The sequence below is a fragment of the Candidatus Obscuribacterales bacterium genome (assembly GCA_036703605.1).
In the GTDB taxonomy this organism is placed as follows: Bacteria; Cyanobacteriota; Cyanobacteriia; order RECH01; family RECH01; genus RECH01.
In genome coordinates this window covers 1-13,466 of record DATNRH010000576.1, presented here as the reverse complement: position 1 = coordinate 13,466, position 13,466 = coordinate 1, and the positions used below count along the sequence as shown (strand labels likewise).

Sequence of the window (13,466 nt, the reverse complement as noted above, 5' to 3'; positions counted from 1 at the left end):
ATTTTCCAGAGGACTACCAAGCTTTAGAGATCGCCCTAGCTCAGAAGCGCTGGCAAGATGCTGATCGGCAAACGCTCATGATCTTACTCAAGCTAACGCGGCGAGAGGACAAGCATTGTCTAGATACATCCTCGATCCGTGAACTGCAGTTGCAGGATTTATATGATATCGATCACCTGTGGAGTGCTAATAGCCAAGGTAAGTTTGGATTTTTGGCTCAGCGCAACATCTACCAAGCTTTGATGGGGAACTATCAGAAGCTGCCTCAGCGGGCGATCGCCTTTGCCAAGGAGGTGGGGTGGTGGTCAAGGTCGTTGCGGGTGTTCAAGGTCTACACCTGGCTCGATTTTGATGATGCTCGCGCCCAGCCAGGGCATCTGCCCGCCCTGTGGTTTTGGCAGCTTCCCTTTCTAGAATCAATTTTGGCTGGGGGCTTTGGCACCGGGCGCGGGTTTTGCGATACGGATCCAGGAACGTTGAGTACGTTTATGGCGTGCCTCGGGGTGCATGAGGTTCATGACGATGTAGCTCCCCCTTTGTGACGACAATACTTATCGATCCGGAAAAAGTACAGATATCTATAGGAGGCCAAAGCTTAGGACGCCCTGCTGATCTAGATCTGGGTGGGGCGATCGCTCGGCTGGAGGCACGGCCGCAATATCGTAGGAGGGAGCTGGAGGAGCATGGGCAGGTCGAGGCTCGACCCCTTGGGGTAGGGGAGTATGGGTGGGCTCAGGGTTAGAAATGGGTTGATGGGCAATGATGCCGCTATGGTCGAGCACCCGAGCGATCGCTTGCTGGCGGCGCAGTTGGTCAGCTTTGATGCCCTGATAGGTATTGCCTAGCCCCGGTGCATCCCAGCGGTTGGTGGACGGGTTTAGGTAGGAATAGACCCGCGCTTCTAAGACAGCATCCGAGCCTCGGTGCCCCCGGCGATAGGCTTCTTGTAGGCGATCCACATAGCCGCCTTCGTCACTCAGGGCCGCTAGGGGAGCTTGGTTGGCTAGGTCAATGCCGTTGATGATCACCTCTTGGGTGAGGTCTAGATTTCGACGACTGGCCAGCGATCGCAGCAGTTGCGTTTGCCGATACAGCCGCTCTAGCTGCTTTTGATCGGCCTCCTCGGGAGACTGGGCACCGTGCTGGTAGGAGAAGGTGCCAAGATTCCAAACGCCATTCCCTGGATCGCGATGACCGTAATAGGCTGGGGTGCGATCGCCTGTCACGGTACGGGTTCCTTCTGCTGCGCCGATTGCCTTGGCAATAATCGAATCGGTGCCGCCTTGAAAGAGGCGATCGCCCTCCCAGGGTTCTCCAGAAATCCAGGCATAGAGGCCGCTGGGGTGGAGATCTGGATGGGGCGATCGCGGCTCGGTTGGGGGTGGAGCTGTCTCCGGACGGCTGAATAGGCGTAGGGTTTTGGCAACAATTTCGCCCATCTCGGTGCCTGCAGCGTCCCGGTTGCTGAGGCTGAGAATGCTAGCCTCGGTGGTTGGAGCGGTGACGGGCGTGAGGCGGGGTTGACTGAGGTCGAGGGCGATCGCCTCTGGATGGGGACGGGGGCGTGCTGGTTCAACTACCCTGACGTCAGGCTGCGATACCACCGGGCGATCGCGGGGCGATACATCGGTGAACGCGAGGTGAATCATGACGATGGAGAGCAGAAAGGAGGGTAGGTAGTTGAGGAAACCCATAGCTATGGTGGGCCAGCGATGGATCCAGTCCTTTAAACCTGTGGGAAGTGTGATCTGCAGCTTGGACCGATCCCAGTCGTCGTCAGGGTTGGCGTGAGCTGGTATCGCTATGAAGGCTGTGCGAGATGATGGTTGAGTGGGTGTGAGTCCGGCAATCATAGGTGACAACTAGCTTGAGGGAATAGAACGGTAGATGGGGCACGAGGCGATCGCTCCGGTGGGAGATTCCCCATCGTGAACGCGATTGCATCCAGGTTTGGCGCTCAACTTGGGCTGGACGATGTCTTGGGGCAGCGATCGCCCTTAACGATCTCGAAACAGCCCTTCAATGAGACTGCTAGCGGGTTCAACGAGGGCCCACGTGCCATCCGGCTGTTTGCGCAAGGCGGCAAAGTGCAGCAGTTGCCCCGTGCCGATCGCCTCTCCTTGGTGCACAGCGCCTAGCCGAGGATTGTGCAAACCGCACAGCCGCAGTAAATAAGCGGGCACCTCCGGACTCGAAAAAATCAGGCAGTCACTGTCGGCATGGGGCTGGAGCTGTCCATCAAAGGGGGCATAGACGCGATCGCCCTTGAGCTGAATAGAAATATCGCCTAGCCCGGCAACAACTGGATACGTCCCAATCTGGCTGCCAGGCTTAAGCTGCCAGGCCTGTTGAATGGTGAAGGCTCGGGGAGCTATGGGGCGATCGCTGCTGCTGCAGGATACAAGCACAAGTCCTATAACCCATAGCCATAGCCTAGGGTTGAATATCAAAGGCATAGCCGGCATACTCCTCCTCTTCATAGAGAATCACCAACCAGGTTTTAGGATCAAACTCCAAGGTATAGAGCGATCGCTCTGCTGATACCCCGGCACGAATTTCAATCGCCGGTAGTTGACAGTAGGGCTCGCTAAGGAGTTGGCGCACGGTGCTAGCCTCCTGCCGTTCGGGAATAGCCAAAAGCTGTAACAGGGTTTCACGGGAAAGCGCTTGATGGGGTCGAGGTGTGCTGCTGCAGGTATGGGGAATAGGAGGTGCCTGGGTTTGCCAGCGCTCAGAGATGCTGCTTAGCAGACCAACTGCCCCTAGGATGGCAGCACTGCTGATCAACGCCGCGACTAGGTTGAACGGTGGTGCCATAGAGCGATCGCCCTTGATCCTGCTGGAGGTTGTACCAGAGTGGTTGGCTCTGGCACGGGCAGCCTGGTGTGACGGCCGTGGTTTGTTCTGTGGGGGAGGATAGAAGTTTTGGGGATGGGTTGTCATGGTCTGTTCATGCCGAATGATAACTAGGCAACATGAAGCATCCCAGTTCCCCGCACAGCGGTGATTAGGATGCCGAGTACAAGAGCGCTGGGATCAGGAAGCCGACCTCAATGCTCTTGCAATCCATGAACTCCTGCAGCCAATGTGACCGACAGGAGTTAACTTAATATAGTACATATGTACGACAACGACAAGTGATATAGTTCATATGTACTTCATGAGTGATGGCTCTCCTTAAAGATTGTTAGTGCTTCAGGGGAGTACAGGCCATGGGGAGGGCGATCGCCCTGTCTTTGTCCCAGTAAAAACCCCGATGATCTATCCAGCAGGGTGCTTTGGGATCATCGGGGTATGTATGCGGCCAAGATGGCCGCTGGATTCACTCGATTCAAGCGTGTGTCTAGGGTATGAGGAAGCTATTGTCTAGGGTGTTCTGGGCGGAACTATTAGAACTCTTGACCAAGGACTGTTCCCCCGGATCAGGTACGGGGCTGGGCAGTTCCATGGTGCTGGTGTCTGGCTGACTGGTAACCTCTGGGGCGATCGCCTCTGGGGTACTTGGGGAGAGCTTGGGAGCAGCGTCATCTGGTAGATCCTCTGGTAGATCTTTTGGTAGGTCTTCAGATGGTGGATTGGTCTGTTCTGGCTCCTCTGGCGTCTCGGGGGCGATCGCTTGACCGTTATTATCAGACATTGTTTCCCCCGTCTCTGTCTGAGGTTGAGCCTCTTCAGCCGTTTCTGGCTCGGTGATATCCGGTTTGGCAGTCTCAGCCTCTTGCTCAGACGTCTGCTTAGACGTTGGTTCTACATCTTTGTTAGATCCTGATGCAGGCTCGACGGTTGACTCTGCCGGTGCGTCTTCAGGTTCAACGGCGGGTGCTGTTTCTAGATCTGGCTCCTGAACGTCATCCTCGTCGGGGCTTGTGGAGTCGGGCTGGGGAGTTTTGAGTGCCGGTGCGTCGTCCTCGGCCGGTTCCTTGGCCGGTTCCTGGATAGAACGTTCTAGACGGATCACCTCATCGCTGGGGAGGATGGCGGTGGGATCCACAATCTTCAAGGCCTGAGCTGCATTTAAATCCCCTCGCACTAGACGAGAAAGGGTGTCCTGTCCACCGGGTTCGTAGGTAATCAGCCGAGCTGTGTTGTTAAAGGCATTCGCGATCGCTTGCCCGTCTTCGTCCAATAGCTCAAGCTGCACCCAGTTTTGCCCTGGCTTAAACCCTTCTAGGTAGATAGGTTGCCAATCGTCAATCAGGAACGACTCACCGTTCACGGTGCAGCGGATCATCCAGTCTTTAATATCATCGGTATTGTCTTGGCGGGCCACCAAGTGGAGAGGCGCATGGGTGAGGTAAAAGTCCAGCATGATCGGTTCTGCGCCGTAGCTACCTTGGGGGCGGCTGTAGGTGAGCAGGGGCTGGTTAGCGCTCGGACGATGCTCATCGGTCTTGGTGAACACATGGAACGTGACTTGGGCATAGGCTTCATTATTTTTGAAGCTCTCATGCCAAGGGCGAGAGGCAAAGGCCCGAAGGGTGTGGCTGCCGACGGCTAGGTTCTCAAACACTAAGGGAACGGAGGGGTCATACACCGCTGTATAGGGGCCGTCATCCAAAAAGACATGCAGATGGGGCCCAAGGCCAAGCTGCTCATCTTTAAATAGAGGCAGATCCTGCACCGAAAACTGCACCGAGACGCGATCGCTCTCTAGAACGGCATCTGGTTGTGGAGAAACAATCGTCACCTGGGGCTGATAGCCATCGAGCTGTTGACGCAATTCCTCCAGAGCAATGGGAGGAGCTACCTCGGAAATGTTGATGACGGCAGCGGATGCCATCGGTTGCTGACGATCCAGAGCGCGATCGCCCCCACAGGCCATCAATCCCACTGATAGGGCGATCGCTAGCCCACCTATACCCATCCGTTGGAGAATTCGTTGCCACACCATATCAATTTGTTGTGTCCTTCGCATTGACCGTCATAGGCACTATATCGCTTCACATTCCAGGAAAACTAGGGAGAAAAACATGCTCAAGGTCTCAAAACCTTATACGTTCTGGGTTCTGCCTGTTGCTGGATGACCTGTTGCTGGATAAATAGAGCACGCCCAGCATGGTCTATTTCTAGATCCTAGGACTGGCCATTCTCCCTCGATACCCAGCTAGGGGTATCGAGGGAGATTCCTGGAGATTGCCCCATGCTTCACTACCCTCTCACCACGTCGCAGTCTAGGCGGAGCACTACATCGAACTCCCGTAGGGATTATTTATAGAATCCTTCGGAAACTATCTATACAAAAACTATCTATATAAATAGACAAGTTTTTAGGGAGATGGAAAGCGATCGCTCGTGTTGAACGAAGGGGATGAAGCGCTTTTATCAAAACCGTATTAAAACGCAATATTACTCCACCTTCGTTGACTATAGAAATACTCAACGGATTGTCTAAGGAAAACTAATCTATGGAACCATCATAAACACGACAATCTGTGATACTTCTGTGGTCGATTGAATCTAGTTTTGATGCTCCTATCCCCTTAACTGACTGGATTCAGGGGCGATCGCTCGACATCCATGAATAGAATGTCAAGTAAACGACATAAAAGCATACTGTTCTAGGAGGTATGGACGTATCCTCTTAGAAATTCTGAGCTATGCAACACGAAATATTTCGTTTTATTGAGATAGATAGATCTCATACCCCTTTGTATGTGTATCTCTATAGTCCACACACTAGACCCACTCATTGTTTGATCATTTTGAATTATTGTTAACGCGCGTTAAAGTCAGTGGAAATGCGGCTCTATAATGCACAACAGAGCCTTACCCCCTGTATGAAATAAGCTACCTTGTTGGCTTGTTTTGTTTTGTGGCCTTGGTTTTGTTGCTTTGTGTCACGTTTGCTAAGGGTTTTCCCATTTCTGAGAAATCAGTCGGGGCGATCGCCGCAGCACCGTGAGTCAGTCCTTGTACATTCATTGATTGGTTAGGCAGCAACAACTCAGGGTCGTTCCAGGGAAAAGGACATTTCACTCGTTCCTTGTCTAGAGAGAGGAGAGTCTCTGATGACAACTACCCCGCGGGAGCGAGAGGCAAAGGTGAAAGTTGTAGTCGATACCGATCCCGTTCCTACTTCATTTGAGAAGTGGGGCAAGCCAGGTCATTTTGATCGGACCTTGGCGAAAGGACCCAAAACTACAACTTGGATTTGGAACCTTCATGCCGACGCTCACGATTTTGATAGTCATACCAGCGACCTAGAAGATATATCTCGTAAAATTTTTAGCGCGCACTTCGGGCATTTGGCCGTTGTGTTCGTTTGGCTTAGCGGTATGTACTTCCATGGCGCTAAGTTCTCGAATTATGAAGCTTGGTTGACCAATCCGACTGGGATCAAGCCCAGTGCACAAGTGGTTTGGCCAATCTTTGGTCAAGAAATTTTGAATGCAGATGTAGGTGGCGGTTTCCAGGGGATTCAAATTACCTCTGGGTTCTTCCAGCTCTGGCGCGCATCTGGCATCACCAATGAGTTTCAGCTTTACTGCACCGCCATCGGTGGCTTGGTAATGGCTGGTCTGATGCTATTTGCTGGCTGGTTCCACTACCACAAGAAAGCTCCAAAGCTAGAGTGGTTCCAGAACGTGGAATCTATGATGAACCACCACCTCGCCGGTCTCCTTGGACTTGGCTCCCTTGGTTGGGCTGGTCATCAAATCCACGTTTCGTTGCCCATCAACAAGCTTCTGGATGCTGGGGTTGCACCGCAAGACATTCCGCTCCCCCACGAATTCATCCTCGATAAAAGCTTGATGGCAGAGCTGTATCCCAGCTTTGCTCAAGGGCTGACCCCCTTCTTCACCCTGAACTGGGGCGTATACGCAGATTTCCTCACCTTCAAGGGTGGTCTTAACCCCGTCACCGGCGGCCTCTGGCTGTCTGACACGGCGCACCATCACTTGGCGATCGCTGTCCTGTTCATCATTGCCGGTCACATGTACCGCACGAACTGGGGCATTGGTCACAGCATGAAGGAAATTCTCGAAGCTCATAAGGGTCCCTTCACTGGTGAAGGACACAAGGGTCTGTACGAGATTTTCACAACCTCTTGGCACGCACAACTGGCGTTGAACCTAGCCCTGCTCGGTTCTCTGACCATCATCGTGGCTCACCACATGTATGCGATGCCGCCCTACCCCTACTTGGCAACGGATTACCCCACCCAGATCTCGCTGTTCACACACCATATCTGGATCGGTGGCTTCCTAATTGTTGGGGCAGGTGCTCACGCCGCCATCTTCATGGTGCGTGACTACGATCCCGCCAAGAACGTTAACAACTTGCTTGATCGCGTGCTCCGCCAACGGGATGCGTTGATCTCTCATCTCAACTGGGTATGTATCTTCCTAGGCTTCCACAGCTTCGGTCTATACATCCACAACGACACCATGCGTGCTCTGGGACGTCCTCAAGACATGTTCTCAGACAGCGCCATTCAGCTCCAGCCTGTGTTTGCTCAATGGCTGCAAAACATTCACACCTTGGCTCCGGGGGGCACCGCGCCCAACGCTCTAGCTAGCGCTAGTGTTGCTTTTGGTGGAGATGTAGTTGCGGTTGGCGGCAAGGTTGCCATGATGCCTATTGCCCTCGGCACGGCAGATTTCATGGTTCACCACATTCACGCCTTCACGATTCACGTCACCGTACTGATTCTTCTGAAAGGTGTTCTCTACGCTCGCAACTCTCGCCTTGTGCCAGATAAGAGTGAGCTAGGGTTCCGCTTCCCCTGTGACGGCCCCGGTCGGGGTGGTACCTGCCAAGTTTCTGGTTGGGATCACGTCTTCCTAGGTCTGTTCTGGATGTACAACTCCCTCTCGATTGTGATTTTCCACTTCAGTTGGAAGATGCAGTCGGATGTGTGGGGCACCGTTTCACCCGATGGTTCGGTTTCCCATATCACGGGCGGTAACTTTGCACAGAGCGCCATCACCATCAACGGATGGCTGCGTGACTTCCTCTGGGCTCAGGCTTCCCAGGTGATTGGTTCTTACGGTTCAGCACTGTCTGCCTATGGCTTGCTGTTCCTAGGCGCTCACTTTGTGTGGGCATTCAGCCTCATGTTCTTGTTCAGTGGTCGTGGCTACTGGCAAGAGTTGATCGAGTCCATTGTTTGGGCCCACAATAAGCTCAAGGTTGCCCCAGCAATCCAGCCCCGCGCTCTGAGCATCATTCAGGGACGGGCAGTTGGGGTCGCTCACTACCTCCTAGGAGGAATTGTCACGACTTGGGCATTCTTCCTGGCTCGAATCATTTCAGTCGGATGAGCACGAGGAGAACTCATTAGGACTTATGGCAACTAAATTCCCGAAATTTAGCCAGGATCTGGCCCAGGATCCGACCACTCGTCGGATCTGGTACGGGATTGCCACGGCCCACGATTTTGAGAGCCATGACGGCATGACGGAGGAAAATCTCTACCAGAAGATTTTCGCCTCCCACTTCGGTCACCTGGCAATCATTTTCCTTTGGACGTCTGGCAACCTGTTCCACGTCGCCTGGCAAGGTAACTTCGAACAGTGGATCCAAGATCCGCTAAACGTACGTCCCATTGCCCACGCAATTTGGGATCCTCACTTCGGTCAGCCTGCGGTGGATGCGTTCACCCAAGCAGGTGCATCTGGCCCGGTTAACATCGCTTATTCCGGTGTGTATCACTGGTGGTACACCATTGGGATGCGCAGCAACGGCGAACTCTATTCTGGCGCAGTGTTCCTCCTCCTCTTGGCGGCGGTCTTCCTGTTTGCTGGTTGGTTGCACCTGCAGCCTAAGTTCCGCCCGAGCCTGTCTTGGTTTAAGAATGCTGAATCTCGCTTGAACCACCACTTGGCTGGTTTGTTTGGGGTTAGCTCTTTGGCTTGGACGGGTCACTTGGTTCACGTGGCGATTCCCGAGTCTCGGGGTCAACATGTGGGTTGGGATAACTTTTTGTCTACGCCTCCTCACCCGGCAGGGCTGATGCCCTTCTTCACCGGTAACTGGGGTGTGTATGCTCAAAGCCCTGATACGGCAAGCCATGTATTTGGTACGTCTCAAGGGGCAGGCACGGCAATCCTGACCTTCCTGGGTGGTTTTCATCCTCAAACCGAGTCCCTGTGGCTGACGGACATTGCCCATCACCACCTAGCGATCGCTGTGATCTTCATCGTTGCAGGTCACATGTATCGCACCAACTTCGGGATTGGTCACAGCATCAAGGAAATCTTGAAGGCTCACCGTCCCCCCGAAGGCACTCCTTTTGGCGGTGCATTGGGTAAGGGTCACGAAGGTCTGTACGACACTCTGAACAACTCGCTGCACTTCCAGCTAGCGCTAGCCCTCGCCTCCTTGGGTGTAGTCACCTCTCTGGTTGCTCAGCACATGTATTCGCTGCCTCCTTACGCCTTCATGGCGAAGGACTACACCACCATGGCGGCGCTCTATACCCACCACCAGTACATTGCTGGCTTCATTATGGTTGGGGCGTTTGCTCACGGTGCAATCTTCTTGGTGCGGGATTACGATCACGCTGCCAACAAAGACAACGTGCTGGGTCGAGTTCTGGAGCACAAAGAGGCGATCATCTCTCACTTGAGTTGGGTGTCTCTGTTCTTGGGCTTCCACACCCTGGGTCTATACGTCCACAACGACGTTATGCAAGCCTTTGGCACGCCCGAGAAGCAAATCTTGATTGAACCTGTGTTCGCACAGTGGATTCAAGGCGCTCACGGTAAGGCACTGTACGGGTTTGATACCCTGCTGTCTAACCCCGATAGCATTGCTACCACGGCTTGGCCGAACTACGGCAACGTCTGGCTGGGTGGCTGGCTTGATGCCATCAACAGTGGCGCGAACTCCTTGTTCTTGACCATTGGCCCTGGCGACTTCTTGGTTCACCACGCGATCGCTCTCGGTCTGCACACCACCACCTTGATCTTGGTCAAGGGTGCGTTGGATGCCCGTGGTTCCAAGCTGATGCCCGACAAGAAAGACTTTGGCTACAGCTTCCCCTGTGACGGTCCTGGACGGGGCGGTACCTGCGATATCTCTGCATGGGATTCCTTCTACCTCGCTATGTTCTGGATGCTGAACACCATCGGCTGGGTCACTTTCTACTGGCACTGGAAACACTTGGCGGTATGGCAAGGTAACGTGGCTCAGTTCAACGATACCTCTGTCACCATCATGGGCTGGCTGCGGGACTACCTGTGGCTCAACTCCTCCCAGTTGATCAACGGCTACAACCCCTACGGCATGAATAACCTGTCGGTCTGGGCTTGGATGTTCCTCTTTGGACACCTGGTTTGGGCAACCGGCTTCATGTTCCTGATCTCTTGGCGGGGTTACTGGCAAGAGCTGATCGAAACCATTGTGTGGGCCCACGAGCGCACGCCTCTAGCTAACCTAGTTCGCTGGAAGGACAAGCCCGTTGCTCTCTCGATCGTTCAAGCTCGTTTGGTAGGTCTGGCTCACTTCACGGTTGGCTATGTCCTCACCTATGCGGCCTTCTTGATTGCATCCACTGCAAGTCGATTTGGATAACCGCTGCTAGCTTAAATTAGCCTGAAGAACCTCCCGCTGGCCGGGGGGTTCTTTTTCATGTCTAATCCATGATCTGATATCAATTTTCAGACTGCCTGCTACATGTTGCCTTCTTCCTAAATCCTTCTCCCAGCGAGGAGAAGGGACTTTGATGGGTTGATATTCTGTCGCACGATTTTGATGTGGTATGAGATCGCCCCGAGATCATGATCGCTCCTGAAGCGGCACGGCATTGCATCTATAGGGATGGAACCTGTTCAGTTCCTTGGGCAGTTGGGTGGTCGATTTTGTGTAGATTCCGCCTGGGCTGGGAATAATAAACGTATCGATATCTATGGGGTAGCCGTATTTCTTGGGAGGAGGCAGCGATCGCTCTTGAGAACCACATCTGTAAATATACGGAATATAGACGGATGTCGTCTCAACTAATCGTTACTGCTGATTGTTGGGCTAGGGGACAAAGCTAAGCTTAAGCAATCGCATAGCATCCCAGGAATTGTGACTGAAAACCTTTCACTGAGCCTACTTCAGAACGCTCCCTGCATTGTTAGGGGGTAGTCTTGCTGGAACGAGTAGCACGTTTCTACGCCGTTACAGTTTCAAGACATCGAGACCATAGGTACTAAGGGCGATTATATTAGAAGTGTTCATGAAGTTATTGTGTGGATATTGTAAAGCTGGTGCTGACGATTCGACGTAATTTTTATTAGGATGGGCATCAGGACAATCCATGGGGCTGTGAGCTAGTTAGGCACCAAGGCTAGGTAGCCTGCATCACCTAGTGCGACCTATGCTCACCTGACAATGGGTGAGTTGTCCGTAGATCCTCTAGATTCTGAGCGATCGCTCTTGTCTTTTCACTGCAACGTTCCAGGCTTTCAACATCTCAAGGATGGGAGGGCATGATAAGGCAGCATTTAATGCAAAACATTAAGGATTGTGCCACCCTCAACCCGTAGCTCATGGTTTCTTTATAAATATGGTTTTTCTGTACAGTTCATTCCCTTTTGCAAGCAATGGCATCCTGTAGTTATACCGTTTTATATGATGCAATTCCTCACTATAGGGATGCCTAATATCCCCAGCCGGCTGTTGGGCGATGGGCAATGATCCATTGGAGCGCACTTTAGCAATGACATCGGACTTTAACATTGGTTCCAAACTTGCAAATCGCTATCTGCTGACCGATTTACTAGGGCGCGGCTCCATGGGGCGCGTGTATGCAGCTAAAGATATCGTTCTAGGCGGTGTGCCGGTTGCGGTTAAACTACTGTCGCAGACGTTGTTAAACCGTAAGATGCGCGATCGCTTTGAGCGAGAAGCGACAACCTGCGCCCTGTTGGGTCAAAAAAGTATTCATATTGTTCGCGTGACAGACTATGGCGTTCGGGAAGATGATGAGGTTCCTTTTTATGTGATGGAGCACCTGCAAGGTGAGAGTTTGAGCGAAGTGTTGAGCCACCAGCCCATTGTGTTGCCGCGCTTCTTAAGCTTGACGCGACAAATTTGCCTTGGTTTGCAGTGTGCCCATCAAGGTATCTTGGTTGATCAAAACGTATACCCGATTGTCCATCGTGATATTAAGCCAAGCAATATCATGATTACCCAAGATGAGAGCTTGGGAGAATTAGCCAAAATTCTTGATTTCGGAATCGCAAAGCTACTCCAAGCAGACGTTGGTCAAACCAACTGTTTTATGGGCACCCTCGCCTATTCGTCACCGGAACAGATGGAGGGACGTGAGCTGGATGCTCGATCTGACATCTACAGCCTAGGCGTGATGATGTTTCAGTTGTTGACCGGCAAGATGCCGTTGCAAGCTGATACGCACACGTTTGGGGGGTGGTATCAAGCCCACCAGTTTCAGCCTCCCCGCACCTTTGAAATTGCCAACTCCAACATTAAAGTGCCCAAGGCATTAGAGTCATTGGTGATGAGCTGCTTGGCAAAGTCACCCAAGGATCGCCCTCAAAATGTAGCAGAGATTCTCAAGGCCCTAGAGCCCCTAGAACAGCGTTTTGGTGCCGGGCAGCGTCTAGGGCGACGTATTAATGATGCCCTAGTGAAGCTGCCGGTGAAGGCGTCACCCAAGGCAGGTAGCCACTTAACGATTGATGATCTATGTAAGCAGGCTTCTTGGCCGAAAAACATGCCCATCGCTGACATTGTTTTTCCCAAGCCTATGCGGGTTAAGCAAGATATCTTACCAACGCTGTGGGTGATGTTGCCTGTATCAGAAATTAAAAAACGCCTAGTCTGTAGCCGCTATAATCGATTTTTATTTCTAGAATCACCCCATCCGATGATGCTATGGCTGACCGTGTTGTATAACCCGGATTATGGCCCTCGCTGGCTGCCCTGCTATCTAGATTTAAAGACCAGTCAGGGGAGCCAAATGTGTCGATTGTTGGGCAAGGTTCAGCAATATCGCCTGCTGTTTTTCTCCCACGAAAATCCGCAGCAGTGTATGACGGTGATGAATTCCACGATCGCTGAGGCCCAGTGCCGCATGTTTCAACAATGGGCCAGTATGGCTCAGTCGGTACGATCGGCGGGGCAATCGGCCACCAGCAAGAATATGCTGAAGACAGAGTTAGAAAACCTCAAGCCAAAGATATTGACAAAGTTAGAGTCTTTATACAACAGTGGAAATACAGATATTTCTGGCTAGGATAAGAACGGCTGCTTGGATGCTGCTGATATGAAATATGGCTAGACGCACCATGCATTTAAATCGCGGGCATGATCCAGATGTCTGTAGTTTCCTTGCCGGCGTTGCTGAATCTAGGGATGAACCGCAACATCTGCCCTCACCCTAGCCCTCTCCCAAAAGGCTACCGCTTATACACAAGTTTCCTTTAATCTAGATGGAATGATTTGCGAGGTGCATTCACCATGATAGATAACCCCATTGTGCTCCAAGGAGCCCAGATTTCAGGCAGTGTGTT

General features: G+C 52.5%; 8 protein-coding genes. 4 read left to right on the top strand and 4 right to left on the bottom strand.

Annotated elements, in window-relative coordinates; genetic code table 11:
• The coding region (locus tag V6D20_12275) for a GUN4 domain-containing protein (protein HEY9816556.1) at window positions 1-542 on the top strand (542 nt) is incomplete at its 5' end.
• A gap of 36 nt (window positions 543-578) precedes the next feature.
• Here the strand turns inward: V6D20_12275 and V6D20_12270 are convergent.
• The 4 genes from V6D20_12270 to V6D20_12255 all read right to left on the bottom strand — a co-directional run bounded on the left by V6D20_12270 (window position 579) and on the right by V6D20_12255 (window position 4,891).
• Window positions 579-1,694, bottom strand: coding sequence for a hypothetical protein (locus V6D20_12270; protein HEY9816555.1), 1,116 nt, complete (start codon window positions 1,692-1,694; stop codon window positions 579-581).
• Between the two features lie 303 nt (window positions 1,695-1,997).
• Window positions 1,998-2,408 carry a hypothetical protein gene (locus V6D20_12265; GenBank protein HEY9816554.1) on the bottom strand — a complete coding sequence of 137 codons (411 nt, stop codon included), beginning with the start codon at window positions 2,406-2,408 and terminating at the stop codon, window positions 1,998-2,000.
• Window positions 2,409-2,433: 25 nt separating this feature from the next.
• Complete coding sequence (locus tag V6D20_12260) at window positions 2,434-2,943, bottom strand: hypothetical protein (protein HEY9816553.1); 510 nt, start codon at window positions 2,941-2,943, stop codon at window positions 2,434-2,436.
• A 400-nt stretch (window positions 2,944-3,343) separates the two neighbouring features.
• The gene (locus tag V6D20_12255; GenBank protein HEY9816552.1) at window positions 3,344-4,891 is read right to left on the bottom strand and encodes a hypothetical protein; all 1,548 of its coding nucleotides are present in this window, start codon (window positions 4,889-4,891) and stop codon (window positions 3,344-3,346) included.
• 1,117 nt (window positions 4,892-6,008) lie between these two features.
• Between V6D20_12255 and psaA the strand changes: the two genes are divergently transcribed.
• The 3 genes from psaA to V6D20_12240 all read left to right on the top strand — a co-directional run bounded on the left by psaA (window position 6,009) and on the right by V6D20_12240 (window position 13,189).
• Entirely contained in the window at window positions 6,009-8,264 is a 2,256-nt protein-coding gene (gene psaA, locus V6D20_12250) for a photosystem I core protein PsaA (GenBank protein ID HEY9816551.1), read from the top strand.
• Window positions 8,265-8,289: 25 nt separating this feature from the next.
• Entirely contained in the window at window positions 8,290-10,518 is a 2,229-nt protein-coding gene (psaB, locus tag V6D20_12245; GenBank protein ID HEY9816550.1) for a photosystem I core protein PsaB, read from the top strand.
• Window positions 10,519-11,650: 1,132 nt separating this feature from the next.
• The gene (locus tag V6D20_12240; protein HEY9816549.1) at window positions 11,651-13,189 is read left to right on the top strand and encodes a serine/threonine-protein kinase; all 1,539 of its coding nucleotides are present in this window, start codon (window positions 11,651-11,653) and stop codon (window positions 13,187-13,189) included.
• Window positions 13,190-13,466 lie beyond the last annotated feature (277 nt).